At 61.4% G+C, this 12,532-nt stretch carries 13 protein-coding genes and 1 tRNA gene; 6 read left to right on the top strand and 8 right to left on the bottom strand.

Annotated features, from left to right (window positions below; all coding sequences use genetic code 11):
• Positions 1-17: 17 nt before the first annotated feature.
• Together FHT86_RS17400 and FHT86_RS17395 are read right to left on the bottom strand one after the other, a co-directional pair.
• Complete coding sequence (locus tag FHT86_RS17400) at positions 18-476, bottom strand: GFA family protein (RefSeq protein WP_133708078.1); 459 nt, start codon at positions 474-476, stop codon at positions 18-20.
• 130 nt (positions 477-606) lie between these two features.
• Positions 607-1,341, bottom strand: coding sequence for a type 1 glutamine amidotransferase (locus FHT86_RS17395; protein ID WP_133708077.1), 735 nt, complete (start codon positions 1,339-1,341; stop codon positions 607-609).
• Between the two features lie 124 nt (positions 1,342-1,465).
• Here FHT86_RS17395 and FHT86_RS17390 point away from each other — a divergent pair, with 124 nt between their 5' ends.
• Entirely contained in the window at positions 1,466-1,759 is a 294-nt protein-coding gene (locus FHT86_RS17390; protein WP_133708076.1) for a SelT/SelW/SelH family protein, read from the top strand.
• A gap of 83 nt (positions 1,760-1,842) precedes the next feature.
• Here FHT86_RS17390 and FHT86_RS17385 read toward each other — a convergent pair whose 3' ends face one another.
• Positions 1,843-1,983, bottom strand: coding sequence for a hypothetical protein (locus tag FHT86_RS17385; protein ID WP_166656850.1), 141 nt, complete (start codon positions 1,981-1,983; stop codon positions 1,843-1,845).
• 156 nt (positions 1,984-2,139) lie between these two features.
• A complete protein-coding gene (locus tag FHT86_RS17380) occupies positions 2,140-2,568 on the bottom strand; it encodes a BA14K family protein (protein ID WP_133708075.1) in 429 nt (142 codons plus the stop codon).
• A gap of 178 nt (positions 2,569-2,746) precedes the next feature.
• Between FHT86_RS17380 and FHT86_RS17375 the strand changes: the two genes are divergently transcribed.
• Together FHT86_RS17375 and FHT86_RS17370 are read left to right on the top strand one after the other, a co-directional pair.
• Entirely contained in the window at positions 2,747-4,168 is a 1,422-nt protein-coding gene (locus FHT86_RS17375; RefSeq protein ID WP_183868854.1) for a phosphomannomutase, read from the top strand.
• A gap of 92 nt (positions 4,169-4,260) precedes the next feature.
• Positions 4,261-4,347, top strand: a tRNA-Leu gene (locus FHT86_RS17370).
• 854 nt (positions 4,348-5,201) lie between these two features.
• Here FHT86_RS17370 and FHT86_RS17365 read toward each other — a convergent pair.
• The 4 genes from FHT86_RS17365 to FHT86_RS17350 all read right to left on the bottom strand — a co-directional run bounded on the left by FHT86_RS17365 (position 5,202) and on the right by FHT86_RS17350 (position 9,342).
• Positions 5,202-7,121, bottom strand: a complete 1,920-nt coding sequence (locus tag FHT86_RS17365; protein ID WP_133708073.1) for a beta-N-acetylhexosaminidase — start codon at positions 7,119-7,121, stop codon at positions 5,202-5,204.
• Positions 7,122-7,147: 26 nt separating this feature from the next.
• Complete coding sequence (locus tag FHT86_RS17360; protein WP_133708072.1) at positions 7,148-7,924, bottom strand: SDR family oxidoreductase; 777 nt, start codon at positions 7,922-7,924, stop codon at positions 7,148-7,150.
• A gap of 77 nt (positions 7,925-8,001) precedes the next feature.
• The gene (locus tag FHT86_RS17355; protein WP_133708071.1) at positions 8,002-8,865 is read right to left on the bottom strand and encodes a MurR/RpiR family transcriptional regulator; all 864 of its coding nucleotides are present in this window, start codon (positions 8,863-8,865) and stop codon (positions 8,002-8,004) included.
• Positions 8,866-8,952: 87 nt separating this feature from the next.
• Positions 8,953-9,342, bottom strand: a complete 390-nt coding sequence (locus FHT86_RS17350; protein WP_133708070.1) for a RidA family protein — start codon at positions 9,340-9,342, stop codon at positions 8,953-8,955.
• A 112-nt stretch (positions 9,343-9,454) separates the two neighbouring features.
• On the opposite strand from FHT86_RS17350, the gene FHT86_RS17345 reads away from it, so the two are divergent.
• The 3 genes from FHT86_RS17345 to FHT86_RS17335 are packed head-to-tail and all read left to right on the top strand — an operon-like array spanning position 9,455 to position 12,532.
• The gene (locus FHT86_RS17345) at positions 9,455-9,940 is read left to right on the top strand and encodes a hypothetical protein (RefSeq protein WP_133708069.1); all 486 of its coding nucleotides are present in this window, start codon (positions 9,455-9,457) and stop codon (positions 9,938-9,940) included.
• Positions 9,941-9,951: 11 nt separating this feature from the next.
• Entirely contained in the window at positions 9,952-11,412 is a 1,461-nt protein-coding gene (locus FHT86_RS17340; protein WP_133708068.1) for a M81 family metallopeptidase, read from the top strand.
• Between the two features lie 16 nt (positions 11,413-11,428).
• Positions 11,429-12,532, top strand: coding sequence for a D-TA family PLP-dependent enzyme (locus FHT86_RS17335; RefSeq protein WP_133708067.1), 1,104 nt, complete (start codon positions 11,429-11,431; stop codon positions 12,530-12,532).

Here is a 12,532-nt window from a genome sequence, read left to right as displayed (position 1 = left end):
CGGACCGATCGCTATAGTTACGATGCCCGCGCCATATACTCCTTGATCAGCCCCTCATATTCATCCATCGCCGGCAGCGCTGCATAGCTGTGAACGGCTGGCGTCGTCACCCAGGGCAATTTCTCGTTTGTCCAGGTCTCGACGAAAGGCGTGAACCAGCGGGGATCATCGAGCATTGTTGGCCGCAGGTTCACGAACCAGTCGAACCCCTCCAGGCGCGTGAACATCCAGGTCATGCAGTATGGACAGAAATAGTGCTTCAGGTTTTCGTCGTGCATCCCGCCGATGACTGGTTCGCCCTCGGTGACTTCGAAACCTTCACTCGGAATGGCGACGCTCAACGAATAGGCGCTGGATGACATGTGCTGGCAGCCGGTGCAGTGGCAGGCCATGGTCAACAGCGGCTTGGCGCTGACCTTCAATCGCACCTGCCGGCAACGGCATCCGCCTTCCCAGGGTAAGTCTGGCTGGGTCATGATCTCGTCTCCTCCGATTCTGATCGTCGTTTGGCGAAGATTTAGCGCCGGGTCGCTTAACGTCGAGCCATCGCGCATACATCAGCTCACGCAGACGCGTAGGTCCTCGGCGTTGGACGGCTTTCGGTCATCAGAGCATGGCCTCCTCGTGTCGCTCCACCGCCGCACCAATCGTCCTCACCCAGGCCCGCGCGATCGCCAGCCCAGCGATCTCAGCCGCAGACGCATGCTGCGCGGCGATCTCGGGATAGCGCTCCAGCCAGCCGGGTTCGTTACGTTCGATCGTCGCCTTGAACTCTGTCCGCCAGCCTTCGACTACGGCGGCATTGGCCTCGAAATGGAACTGCGTGCCGTAGGCGGCGCGGCCGATGCGGAAGGCCTGGTTTTTGGTCACCGTGTTGGTGGCGAGGCGCACGGCACCTGTGGGCAGCGAAAACGTGTCGGAGTGCCATTCGAAGATGGTGAAATCGTCGGCGAGATCAGACAGCAGCGGATCGGCCTTGCCGTCGTCTGTGATGCCGACCGTTTTCCACCCGAATTCATGCGCTGTGCCGATAAGGTTGTCGGCCTCATAGGCGCGCGCCAGAATCTGACTGCCGAGACAGATGCCGAGCACGGCCTTGTCGGCCTCTTCGAACCGACGCATCAGTTGCGCCAGCTCCGGCAGATAGGGGTGGGTTTCGTCGTCGCGGGCATTCTGCTCGCCGCCGAGCACGACTAGCGCATCATGCGCCGTTACATCCTTCGGAAGCCTCTCGCCGTCCCACGCCCGGAACCATTCGATCTCCGCTCCCGCTTCTTCCAGCGCGATACCAAGGGCGCCGAGCGGCGTATTTTTCATGTTTTCGATGACTGCGACCCGCATTCTCATGATTCCCGAAAAAATTATCCGGGCAAAGATGAGCATGAGCCGATCGACGGTGCAAGAGCCCGGCTTGCGGCCGATTAAAGTTGAGCCTAAATGTCAGCAAACAACAAGGAACCCGACGATGACCGATAAGCCGCGGATCACCATTCTCTATTGCACGCAATGCAACTGGCTGCTGCGCGCCGGCTGGATGGCGCAGGAGTTGCTGCAAACCTTTAGCGACAGCCTGGGCGAAGTGGCACTGATCCCCGGCACCGGCGGCATCTTCGAAATCCGCATCGACGGCGAGCTGCTGTGGGAGCGCAAGCGCGACGGGGGCTTTCCCGGCCCGAAGGAACTGAAGCAGCGGGTGCGCGACGTCATCGATCCGGACCGCGATCTCGGCCATACGGACCGCGGAGCGCTGGAAAGCTGACCGCACCGCTCGGCGGCGAAACCTCCCGTTGCGCCGCTGACACTATACAGGAGGCGCAGCCTGCCTGGCGCGCCTCCACCGTGTCACTTGTCTTTCTTGCCGAGGCTCACCGTGCTGCCTGCCTGCTTGACTGCAAAACCCGGCTGTGGCTTTGGAGCGGCAGCGGCTTTATCCTTCTTCGGTTTTCGCACCTCACGATTACTTCTAACCTGACCCTTTGCCATTTTGGGCTCCTTGTTTCGCTCGCAACCACATGGAAGCGATGACACTTTACGGATTGCCCAAGTCGCGCGAAATGCAAGCAATTTATTTTCGCGACAGCCTCTGGACATGACACATGGATGTGCTCCGCGCTGAAGCCGGCCGCAGATGCCTCCTGCTCAATAGTAGGGTGAGCGGCACGCCTGGAACCCATGATGAAGAGTGGTGTAGAGATTGGTGCCGGGATTGTAGGTCCGATAGCGTTCGGAGCACCATATCTGATGGCGGGTGCGATTGTTGACCGGCGCGGGATAGTTGGTTTTCGGCGGGACATAGTTGTTGCGCGGCGGGATATAGACTCGGGGACGCTCGAAGCGGTTCCTGTTATTGAGCTGCGGCGGCGGATTCGGAATGGCATAGCCGGGCGGCCGATACCATTGCTGCGGTCCAAAGCCGAAACAGCCGCGAGCGTCGCAAACCGTAGGCCCACTATTGCGCTGAGGAATGACGATTGTCGGGCTGTTCGAGGCTGCATTGGCGAGATCCGGCGACGCCAGCAAAGCCAGGCACAAGGCCCAACCAAGCGCGATTTTGCCGAAAACACTCATGACGGACTCCTATTGTTGGTCCAAACGCCCCAACACCGCTCCGACGGCTCATCGACATATTTGGGGTCTGCCTCGAGGCAAAACCAGTGCGGGCAAGGCTGCTATCGATTAGTTGATCCTTTTCTCCGCTTGTTCCATAAGGAGCATAACATGTCCGAGGAGATTGCGTGTGAGCAGCTTGAAATTTGGAACCAGCGGCCTTCGTGGCCTGTCCGCCGACCTCACGGGACGGGCGTCTGCCCTCTATGCCACCGCCTTTGCCCGCCACCTGTTGAAAAGCGGCTATGCACAGCCCGGCGATCTCATCCTGCTCGGCCGCGATTTTCGTGATTCCAGCCCGTCGATCTCGGCCACCTGTATCGGCGCGCTGAAACGCGCCGGCCTCACGCCGGTCGACTGCGGCACGGTACCGACTCCGGCGCTGGCGCTTTACGGACTTGAGCTCAAGGCCGCGTCGCTGATGATCACCGGCTCGCATATCCCAGCCGACCGCAACGGCATCAAATTCTACCGGCCCGACGGCGAAATCGACAAGCAGGACGAATTGGCGATCAGCGCCGAAGCCGTAGCAATCGACGAAGCCAGCGTGGATGGGGCACCCGGCATCGGCGAAGACCGGACGGCGGAAACCGAGGCCCTGTTCTTCGAGCGCAATATAGCCCTGCTGCCCGCCGACAGCCTCACCGGCCTCACTGTTGGCGTTTATCAGCACAGCACGGTAGCGCGCGATCTGCTCGGCCTGGTGCTGGCGCATTACGGCGCGCGCGTCATGCCGCTCGGCCGCTCCGAAAGCTTCATACCCGTGGATACCGAAGCGGTCTCTGCGGAAACCATCCTCCTGCTGAAGAGCTGGGCACCGGAACACGGGCTGGATGCGATCGTCTCCGCCGACGGCGATGGCGACAGGCCACTTGTGTCCGATGAAACCGGCGAGCCGCTGCGCGGCGATCTGCTCGGCCTTATCGCCGCGAATTTCCTCGGAGCGGAGGTGGTGGTGACGCCGGTCACCTCCAATTCCGGCATCGAGGCCGCCGGTTCCTACTCCGTCACCCGCACCCGCGTCGGCTCGCCCTATGTCATCGCAGGCATGGATGAGGCGCTGGCGGCCGGCAAGGCCAATGTCATGGGATTCGAGGCCAATGGCGGCACGCTGACGGCGAGCCGCTTCATCGTCGAAGGCGAGCCGGTGCGCGCCCTGCCGACGCGCGACAGCTTCCTTCCCATCCTGGCGACGCTTTACGCCGCCGCGCGCGCGAAACAATCGCTCTCGGAAGTCGCCGCCAACTACCGCCTGCCCTTTGCCGCCGCCGACCGGCTGGAGAATTTTCCGGTCGAAACCAGCGCGGCGCTGATGGCCTATCTGCGCGCCTCCGACGCCAACCTCGCCACCTTCCTGGCACCGGTCGCGGGTGTGGCATCAAAGAGCGATATCGACGGGCTGCGGGTGACGCTGAACGATGGCCGCATCATCCATTTCCGCCCCTCCGGCAACGCGCCGGAGATGCGCTGCTATGTCGAAGCGGCAGATGAAAACAAAGCAAAGGCCTTGCTGGAACAGGGACTTGGCCTCATCCGCACCTGGGCGGCAGCCCGGGGCTAACCCGGGCTTCAACCGCTTTTTTTGAGATTGCCATGAAAACTTCAAAAACCCTGTTGACACCGGAGAGCCACCCCCTTACATGCGTGTCCGTCGCCCAGATGGCGGAATTGGTAGACGCGCCAGCTTCAGGTGCTGGTACCCGAAAGGGTGTGGAGGTTCGAGTCCTCTTCTGGGCACCATTCCCAAGTTCACCGACGTTTGCTAACGTCCCTGAATGACTTGAAGAGCCCCGGATTTCCGGGGTTTTTTCGTTTTCAGCGTCCGTCGCTGTCCTTGACCGTTTGCTGACATCCTGATTTTTTGTTGGTACATTTGATGGGATTTTCCCAGATGCCAACTCCGCACCGCAACCCGGTGGCCCCGGCCAAAGGTAAAACATCGCTCTGTCGCTCATAGGTCGCTCGCTGAAAAAAGCATGCTCGCTGGGCGGTCAGCTTCGCCTCCACCGACAGCGCAGTTCTGTGTCAAAGACACCTCATCATAATAGCCATGCTGGCTGTGGTTGCCTTTGGCGGCCTGAGGGGCGGTAAGGCCGGATGGTGGCCCCTGCTCTTTGTAGCCCTTTTTGTCGGCATCGGTATCAAGATCATGATCTGATCAGGGTGTGACCCTGGTGGCTCAGGTGCACCAGAGTTCACCGTGGTTGTAAATATCTGACGTACGTGTCAAGGTAGTTATCCCCTCGGCTCTAGGCATGTGACCCTTGGGGCGCATTGGTCGACTATTGGTGGGGGCGTTGGTCGGCCAATGTGTGGCCCGATGGCTACGCATCCGAAGACCCCATGCCTGTAGTGTGGGTCTTCCATGATGATCAGAAGGAGCGAAGGCAGAGCCCGGTCCACCAGCACCACTCCAGCTCCGCAAGAGGAACTCAGCCCGCCACCGTCACTCCGGTCCACCAGTGTCACAAGAGCGCCACATCAGCCGCTCCTATGCATCGAGGGTGGCACGGGGGGGTTCTCCGCGCGATCCACTTCTATGATCCCACCTGAGATTTCTGACCCCGCGCAATCACTGTGCTCGCAAGGAACGGCTATAGAACCGGACTCAACCGCACGATCGCGGCGAACCGATCCCAGTTCTTGCCGGCCTTGGGTGTCCAGGCAGCCTCGGCGATAGCCGGCAGCCGGGGAAAGACGAGGCGATTGAAATAGGCGCGGGAGAGGAAATTCTCGAGCCAGATGCAGGCCTGTACGCCCTTCATCCGATCCTTCAGCTCCTCGGGGAACTCGCCCTCTGCCTCATAGGCATAGGTGTGCGCCGGAGGCACGGTGCCGGCCCAGCTCGCGCCCGGCTCCTGCCAGGCTTCCGCCTGCACCATGTCGAGATAGTAGGCCTGACCCGGCGTCATCACCACATCGTAGCCCTCGCGCGCCAGCTCGATGCCGACCTCGGGTTTTTCCCAGGCCATCAGCAGCGTGCCTTCCGTGGCAACGCCGCCGCCATGGGCGACTTCGTTCCAACCGGCGAGCCTGCGGCCGCGCGCCGTCAGCATCGCCTTCACCCGCTTCAGGAAATAGGACTGCAGCGCGAAAGTGCCCGATATGCCTTCCCGCTCCATCAGCTTGCGCGCAAGAGGCGAAGCAAGCCAGGAACCGTTTGCCACCTCGTCGCCGCCGACATGGATATAATCGGAGGGGAACAGCTCGACCATTTCGTCGAACACTCTCCCAAGGAATTCATAGGTCGGCTCCACGGCCGGGTTGAGGGCATTGTTGGGATAGCCCTGGACTGAATGATAGCTCTCCGGCGCCTCTTGGCCGTCGGCCAGATCCGGCAGGGCGACGAGGGCGGCGGTGCTGTGGCCGGGGATATCGATTTCCGGCACAACCTCAACGCCGAGCGTCTGCGCGTGTGCGACGATTTCCCTGACATCGTCCTGCGAATAGAAGCCGTCGACCGGTTCGGCACCATTGCCGAGCTGCGGCAGCAAGGGTTCGTCCGGGCCGCGCAGCACGCCGGTCGAGGTTAGCTGCGGATAGGCCTTGATCTCCAGCCGCCAAGCCTCGTCGTCGGTTAGATGCCAATGGAAGATGTTGAGCTTCAGCCAGGCGAGGATATCGATCAGTCGTTTCACATTCTCCTTGGGGTGAAATTGCCGGGAGACGTCGAGATGGCAACCGCGCCAGCCATAACGCGGCTGGTCGGAAATCGTGCCGGCGATCGGGAAACGGAATTTGCCGGGTTCGCGCCGCGCGCCGTCCAGAAGCTGCACCAGCGTCGTCAAACCATAAAGACGGCCGGCGTCTGCGGAATAGGCAAGCACGATCTCGTCTGCTGAGAAGGCAAGCTCGTAGGCTTCCTTGGCGAGATCCGACCGCTCGACGAAGCGAAGAGCCTTGCCCTGTGGCGCGGCGATGAGGCTGAACGGTGCGTGATTGGCCGGGAACAGGCGATGGAAGAGCGCCTGCGCTGTCGCAACGGCCTTCAGGCTGGCGCCATCAGTTCCCTTGGCGGGATAAAGCACGACCGGAAAGCCTTCTCCTGGCCAGGCATCGATCGCCGCTGGCCAGGGTTGAATGGCGAAGGGGAGATCGAGTTTACCTTCCGGTAACAATACCGGCGGCGGCTCGCTGACACGGCCCTCGAGTAGGAGATCGGAAACCGACACTGTGACGTGGCTGCCGTCTGACAGTGTCAGATAGGCGGATTTTGCACCATCGGTGCAATGCTTCGCCGTCCGGTTCAGGCCGCTGACGCTGAAGGTCCAGCTTTCGCCCGGCGCGAGGGAGAGGCCGGCAGGCGGGGCGAATTCGTGGAAATTGGCGTTGCGGCGAAGGAAAACAGCATTGTCGCAGGCCTTGGGATCGATGACGCGTGTCAACGAGGTATAGACGAGGCGGAAACCCGTGAGCGGCGCATCCGACAGATTGACCAGCGTAAAGGTCAGACGGCCATTCGGTCCGCCATCGGGAGACCAGGTGTTTTCGAGATGATAGGAAGCCGGCTGCATATCTATTCCCCCTTAACAACAAGCGTTCAATAATGGTCGGACTGCGAAAATGTGTGAGCGAGCTCGGCCTGTCCCGCCGTCAGGCCGCAATCGACCGGCAGGCAGACGCCGGTGATGGCAGCGGCAAGCGGGCCGGCGAGAAAGGCGACGGCATTGGCGACGTCGGCGGGATCGACGACCCGCTGCAGTGGATACCAGCGGCGAGCCTCTTCGAAGACATTGGGATTGGCCTTCGCGCGGGCCTCCCAGGCCTGCGTTCGCACCGTGCCCGGCGCGACCGCATTGGCGCGAATGCCGAACTTTCCGTATTCGACCGCGACCAACCGCGTAAAATGCAGCAGCCCGGCTTTGGCGGCGCTATAGGCCGGATGGCCGAAGACAGCCATGCCGTTGACTGAGGCAATGTTGATCAGCGATCCCTTCGATGCCTTCAGCATGTCCTCGACGGCGCGAAAGCAGAGGAAGGCGGCTTCTAGATTGAGGGCATTGTCGGCGCGCCAGATATCCGGCGTGGTGTCGTGCAGGCTGACCGCGCGGGCCGCGCCCGCATTGTTGACCAGGGTCTTGATCACGCCCAGCCCCGCCGCGGCCTTCGCCATCTCGGCGGTGTCGGTTTCGCGGGTGACATCCGTTTTCAGGGCAACGAAGCGCTCCGCTGGCCCCAGTTCTTCCGCTACTTTTTGAACGGCGGACGGATCGATATCGACCAGCAGGACGACATCGTGATCATCCGCCAGGCGCCGGGCAATGGCGCGGCCGATATCGCCGGCAGCTCCGGTGACGATGGCGACGGATCGAGTCATGCTTCTGCCCCCTGATGCGTTTCTGTTCTTTCGCAATTCCGGACGGAAAACCGCTGCGCACTTTTCCTGGAATTGCTTTAGTCCCCGAGAAGCTGGCGGTCGTCGCCGTCACGATGGGTAACGAGCTGCTGCTTGATGCGACGCAGCGTCACCGTCGCTTGCGGCTGGATGCGGTAGGCGACAAGGCTTGCAAGGATATCCACGACCGCGAGATAGGCGATGCGCGTCGATGTCGGACGATAGATATTGTTGCCTTCCGGCAAATCGATCGGCACGGTGATGTCGGCGGCGAGCGCCACCGGACTGTGGCTCTGCGTCAGCGCAATTGTAGGCACCTTGGTCTCACGGGCGAGCATGAAGGCCCGCACCAGCTCGGCATTGCGTCCCGACAGCGACGAACCGATCAGCAAATCCGTCGGTCTGGCGGCGGCCGCCATCATCAACTGCATGCTGTGATCGGAACTGGCGGTGACGCGCAGGCCGAGGCGGAAAAGCCGGTTCTGCAGCTCGCTGGCGATCATCGAAGAATTGCCGCCGGAGCCGAAGGCGTAGATCATCTCGGCGCCGGCAAGCCGGTTCGACGCCTGCTCGATAGCGGGGATGTCCAGCCCACGGTGCAACAAGAACAGGGCATTCTGCGCCTTGGTGATGATGTCCTGCGCGACGTCCGCCGGCTCGATGCTCTTCGGCTCCGGCTTGATATAGCGCATGCCGACATAGGCGGTGCGAGCGAGCTGCACCTTGAAGTCGGAAAAGCTCTCGCAGCCGAGGCGGCGGCAGAAGCGGGTCACGGTCGGCGGCGAAACATCCGCCTTGCCGGCGAGCTCGATGATGGAGGCGTTGACCGCGAATTCGAAGTCGTTGAGGACGATGTCGGCGATGCGGTTCTCCGACTGCGACAACCGCCCCTTTTCCTCCTGCATGGTCGTGAAAATATCCACGGACTTCTCCTCTCAACGCATGATCTTGCCCAAAAACAGCTTCGCATTTTTTGGGATCATGCTGCCTCCCCCAAAGGTCTTGCCGTCCTACGCTTCCGGCGTCTTATACGCGACGCAATCAATCTCCACCTTGCAATCCACCATCATCGACGACTCCACGCAGGCACGCGCCGGCGGATGCGCGCCGAAGTAGTCCTGATAGATCTTGTTGAAGCTCCAGAAATCGCGGGGATCGTCGAGCCAGACGCCGACACGGACAACGTGCTCGACGTCGTAGCCGGCCTCATGGAGAATTGCGATGAGATTGCCTATCGCCTTGTGGGTCTGGGCGACGATGCCGCCGTCGATGATCTCGCCATCTTCCATGGCGACTTGACCGGAAACATGGAGCCAGCCATTGGCTTCGACGGCGCGTGCAAAGGGCAGCGGCTTGCCACCCGCACCCGTCTGGCCAGTGCCATAACGCTTGATGGACATTTTTGAATCCTGCAAAATATTTTCTTGATACGTTGACAAATGACCATAGAAAGCAGAATTTGGCCAGTGAAAATCGTAGTTTATGAAAAGAATTTCAATACTGGCTGGTACAATGCGTGATCCCTTTAAAAATCCCTTCCCTGCCGACGATGCTGCCCGGCACGCGATCTGGGAGATGCTTGTGCCGCGCGACATCGACGCCTTCCTCGCCGCCGACTGGTCGCTGGTATCGGGCGATTTCGTGGAAGACGGCTTTATCGGCATCGATGGCCGCCGCGAAGTCAGCCCCGACAAATGGCGCCTCGCCTTCCCGACGCTTGCGGCCTACCGCGACGAATGGTTGCGGCAAGCGCGCGACTTTGCCGGCCAATCTTTTGCAGAAGACCCGCGCACCGCCATCTTCACCACGACGACGCTGGAAGACATCGAGATCGAAGGCGAAATGGCGCTGGTGCGCAAGAAATTCGACGGCAGCCTGAAGAAGGCCGACGGTGGCGTCGATGTGCTGAAATGGCAGACGCTTTATTATTGCCGCCTGCACGAAAGCCGCTGGAAGATTTCCGGCTTTACCGGTTACCTGCCGAACCCAATGGAATAGAGGCGACGGCGTTGCGCATTTTCACCGCGGTGCTCGCGACCGAGACGAACACGTTTTCTCCGATCTGCGTCGATCGGCGCGCCTTCGAGGCTTCTCTTTATGCGCCGCCTGGCACGCATCCGGAGACGCCGACACTCTGTTCCGCGCCGATTACCGTCGGTCGGCGGGTGACGGCGGAAAAAGGTTGGGAGCTGATCGAAGGCACCGCTGCCTGGGCCGACCCGGCAGGCCTGGTGAACCGCAGGACCTATGAGGATCTGCGCGACGAAATCCTCGACCAGCTTCGCGCCGCCATGCCGGTCGACGCCGTCGTGCTCGGCTTGCATGGCGCGATGGTTGCCGACGGCTATGAGGACACCGAGGGTGACTTCCTTTCGCGGGTCCGCCAGATCGTCGGACCGGATGTCCTTGTCTGCGCCGAACTCGATCCCCACAGCCATCTGACGAAAAAGCGCCTCTCGGCGGCGAATTTCTTCGTCTACTTCAAAGAGTTCCCGCATACGGACTTCGTCGATCGCGCCGAAGACCTCTGGCGCATTGCCGTCGATACGCTCGAGGGACGCGCAAAACCTGCCATGTCCGTCTTCGATTGCCGGATGATCGACGTCTTCCCGACCTCACGCGAGCCGATGCGCTCCTTCGTCGACAAGATCATGACGATCGAGAAAAGTGACGCGGATATCCTGTCCATCTCCGTCGTCCATGGTTTCATGGCGGGCGACGTGCCGGAGATGGGCACGAAACTGCTGGTCGTCAGCGATAATAAGCCGGATAAGGGTTCTACCCTCGCCCGAGACCTTGGCCTGGAGCTCTTTTCCAAGCGCGGCACCTTCATCATGCCGCAGATCGACGAAAAGCAGGCAGTAGCCGAGGCCATGGCCGCCCATTTGGGTCCGGTCGTCATCGCCGATATCTGGGACAATCCCGGCGGAGGCACGGCGGGCGACGCGACCGTCATCCTCGAAGAGCTGCTGGCTCAAGGCGCGCGCGACACGGCGATCGGCACGATCTGGGACCCGATGGCGGTGCAAATCTGCATGGCCGCCGGCGAAGGCGCGGAAATTCCGCTTCGGTTCGGAGCAAAATCGGCGCCGGGTACCGGCAATCCGGTCGACGGGATCGTCAAGGTTGTGCACCTCGTCGCGAATGCCGAAATGCGCTTCGGCGAAAGCTTCGCCCCCTTCGGCGATGCCGCGCATATCGAACTCGACGGCATCGACATCATCCTCAATTCGACGCGCGCCCAAAGCTTCGATCCGAGCCTTTTTTCGGTGATGGGCATCGACCCCACGCGCAAGAAGATCCTAGTGATCAAGTCGACCAATCACTTCTACGCCTCCTTCTCCAAAATCGCGTCGGAAATCCTTTACTGTTCGGCGGGAACGCCCTATCCGAACAATCCGGCGCGCACGCCCTATCGCCGCGCGCCGAAGGACATCTGGCCGATGGTTGCCGACCCGCACGCGGCATAAGAGGGAGCTGCCTGATATGGCACATGATATCGTCTCGGACATCAGCCCCAAGCCGGGCGACCGCATTGACGATCTCTCGACGCCGCGCCCGATCATCGACGAAGGCCGCATGGCAGCGAATATCGCCCGCGTGCAATCCTATATGGACGCGCATGGGCTGAACTTCCGGCCGCATATCAAGACCCACAAGATCCCGGCGCTTGCGAGAGCGCAGGTGGCAGCAGGCGCCAAAGGGATCAACTGCCAGAAGATCACCGAGGCCGAAGTGTTCGCCGATGCGGGCTTCGAGGATATCCTCATCACCTTCAACATCATCGGCCCCGAAAAGCTTACCCGCCTCTCCGCCCTCAATGATCGCATCGCCGGACTGAAAGTCGTTGCCGACAGCGCGATTACGGTCGATGGCCTGTCAGCCCATTTCGCGACGCGCAAGCCGCTTACCGTGCTGGTGGAATGCGATACCGGCGGCGGACGCTGTGGCGTGCAGTCGCCGGGAGAAGCCGCGACGCTGGCCAGACATATCGCCGGCAAGCCCCGCCTGACCTTTGGCGGCCTGATGACCTATCCAAAGCCGAACGGCGCTGCCGCCATACAGGCTCTCCTGGCCGAGACGATCACGCTTTTGAAGCGTGACGGCATCGAATGTCCTATCGTCAGCAGCGGCGGTACGCCGAGCCTCTACGAGGCGCATCTCGTGACGGCGGCCACGGAGCATCGGGCCGGCACCTATATATACAACGACCGCTCGATGGTGCGTGCAGGCCATTGCGGCGAGGACGACTGCGCCATGCATATCCTCGCGACCGTCGTCTCGCGCCCCACGCCGGACCGCGCCGTCATCGACGCCGGCTCCAAGGCGCTGACCTCCGATCTCCTCGGCTTTTCGGACTACGGCGCCGCGGTCGACTATCCCGAAGCGGTCATTACAAACCTCTCGGAAGAGCATGGGGTGATCGACCTTTCGAAATGCACCGGGCCTCGCCCGGGGATCGGCGACAAGATCCGCATCATCCCCAACCACACCTGCGTCGTTTCCAACCTATTCGACCGCATGGTGTTTCACCGCGATGGCATCGTGACCCGCGTCGAGGATGTCGCAGCACGTGGGCTGGTCTGGTAG

It is taken from the genome of Rhizobium sp. BK313 (genome assembly GCF_014193655.1).
Classification (GTDB): domain Bacteria; phylum Pseudomonadota; class Alphaproteobacteria; order Rhizobiales; family Rhizobiaceae; genus Rhizobium.
The sequence above is the reverse complement of the archived record's forward strand: the minus strand, read 5'-3'. Positions and strand labels throughout refer to the sequence as shown.

Excerpts from the sequence above, each read along its gene's own strand:
- FHT86_RS17400 (WP_133708078.1), bottom strand. The coding sequence starts at position 476 with ATGACCCAGCCAGACTTACCCTGGGAAGGCGGATGCCGTTGCCGGCAG.
- FHT86_RS17395 (WP_133708077.1), bottom strand. The coding sequence starts at position 1,341 with ATGCGGGTCGCAGTCATCGAAAACATGAAAAATACGCCGCTCGGCGCC.
- FHT86_RS17390 (WP_133708076.1), top strand. The coding sequence starts at position 1,466 with ATGACCGATAAGCCGCGGATCACCATTCTCTATTGCACGCAATGCAAC.
- FHT86_RS17385 (WP_166656850.1), bottom strand. The coding sequence starts at position 1,983 with ATGGCAAAGGGTCAGGTTAGAAGTAATCGTGAGGTGCGAAAACCGAAG.
- FHT86_RS17380 (WP_133708075.1), bottom strand. The coding sequence starts at position 2,568 with ATGAGTGTTTTCGGCAAAATCGCGCTTGGTTGGGCCTTGTGCCTGGCT.
- FHT86_RS17365 (WP_133708073.1), bottom strand. The coding sequence starts at position 7,121 with ATGCAGCCGGCTTCCTATCATCTCGAAAACACCTGGTCTCCCGATGGC.
- FHT86_RS17360 (WP_133708072.1), bottom strand. The coding sequence starts at position 7,924 with ATGACTCGATCCGTCGCCATCGTCACCGGAGCTGCCGGCGATATCGGC.
- FHT86_RS17350 (WP_133708070.1), bottom strand. The coding sequence starts at position 9,342 with ATGTCCATCAAGCGTTATGGCACTGGCCAGACGGGTGCGGGTGGCAAG.
- FHT86_RS17345 (WP_133708069.1), top strand. The coding sequence starts at position 9,455 with ATGCGTGATCCCTTTAAAAATCCCTTCCCTGCCGACGATGCTGCCCGG.
- FHT86_RS17335 (WP_133708067.1), top strand. The coding sequence starts at position 11,429 with ATGGCACATGATATCGTCTCGGACATCAGCCCCAAGCCGGGCGACCGC.